This window comes from Amazonocrinis nigriterrae CENA67 (genome assembly GCF_016056305.1).
Lineage (GTDB): Bacteria > Cyanobacteriota > Cyanobacteriia > Cyanobacteriales > Nostocaceae > Amazonocrinis > Amazonocrinis nigriterrae.
Window position 1 is genome coordinate 1 of the sequence record NZ_JAECZC010000017.1, and the last position, 1,703, is coordinate 1,703.

The following is a 1,703-nucleotide window of genomic DNA, read 5'->3' on the forward strand; positions in this document are numbered from 1 at the left end:
GGATTAGGGATTGGGGAATAGGGGGATGGGGGACTGGGGACTCTGACAGGTGTAGGAGAAGAATAACAACTGACAACTGACTCCTAACTCCTAACTCCTAACTCCTAACTCCTAACTCCTAACTCCTAACTCCTAACTCCTAACTCCTAACTCCTAACTATTAACTCAGCACTCAGCACTCAGCACTACTAAACACACATTCAGGAAACTGCCGCTTTAATGCTGGAAATACAGGACAAGGCGCTTGTTCTTGTAAATTTTCTGGTTTACTCCAAGTAAAGGGTGCTTTTTGTGCAGCAGACATCCATAACAAGCGCTTTGCTCTGGTCATGGCAACATAAAGTAAACGATACTCCTCGGCAGTTTTCAGGTTTTTTGCCACCTCCCAAGCCTGGGTAACCTCTGGTATTTCAGATTCTTCATGAAGAGCAGCGCGAATCTGGGCGCGCGCTACTTCTGATAAGGTAAAGTCACCTAAAAATTGACTTTGGGGAGGAACCCAAAATTTACCAGGTATCAAGTTTTCATGCAGAAATGGTATAAATACATAATCCCAATCCAACCCTTTAGCTTTGTGCATGGTAATAATAGTTAGTTGACCAGCACGGGTATAACGAGCTTCTAAATCTTCTGTTTCTACTGGTTCAAACCGTTCGGAATTAACGATTTCACTTAAAACTGAAAGCATCGACCCTAAGGAACTGTTACCAGCTATTTGTTGGTTGACTCTTTCTGCTAGTTTGTCAGCGGTTGCCAATTCTGCTTGGTCGTAATTTAATGCTAAGGCGAGAAAGGAAATTAACTGGTACAGGGGTAGTTCTAACCGAGCGCGGAGTAAACTCCTACACAAATGTGAGGCTTTTTGTACTGGCTCTGGTTGGGGTGCTGCTAAGGGGCCAGGATACAAAAACTCTTCTGGTAAACTAGCGAGGGCGTTGAGGTCTTGGGTAGGTATCAACTGACGCTGCACCAAAGCTTCTAAAGCAGCTTTGAGATAATCAGGGGAATGGGGACGATCGCAAAATTGCAATAATGCCAAAATTTCCTGCGGTACATGGGAGCGGCGATCGCGTTCTCCTACGTCGTAAAGTATAATATTATGCTTTTTACACACAGGTGTGAGAGCCTCAGCCAGCCATCTACCTTGGCGATTTTCTCGCACTAAAACTGCTGCACGGGTATTAGTTGGATCTTCGGCAAATAATTCGATTACCCTTTGGGATAGCAATTCTACTGTATGATGAATATCACGGGGGGTATACAGTTCCAGTCCCCTTCCTACTGAAGCTGGATTAGCATCTTTTTGAGGGTCGCCAGTATCAACAGGGCGGATAGTCTGCAAGCGAAATGGTATTTGTCTATTGTCAGTTGTTAGTTGTCCGTTGTTAGTTGCTGACGACTGACGACTGACCACTGACCACTGACTATTAATCCATTTGAGAGCAAAATTAGCAGCATCGATAATAATTTTAGTACTACGACCAGCTTGATCCATTGTCGCCAATCGTTCGACGCGATCGCACTCTTCACAAAATTGGCGAAAATAAATCGGATCGGCTGGGGTAAAAGTCGAGTTAATTGCTTGGTTGGGGTCGCCGACTCGCACCAGATTGATTAGGGATGAGGGGGATGAGGGAGATGAGGGAGAGTAAAATTGTACACTTACTTCCTCATCTCCCCCTACTCCCCCTACTCCCCTACTC

At 45.1% G+C, this 1,703-nt stretch carries 1 protein-coding gene; it reads right to left on the reverse strand.

Features of this window, described 5'->3' with window-relative positions; all coding sequences use genetic code 11:
- Positions 1-172: 172 nt before the first annotated feature.
- On the reverse strand, positions 173-1,703 hold a 1,531-nt coding region (locus tag I8748_RS11765; protein ID WP_198124767.1), incomplete at its 5' end, for a 3'-5' exonuclease.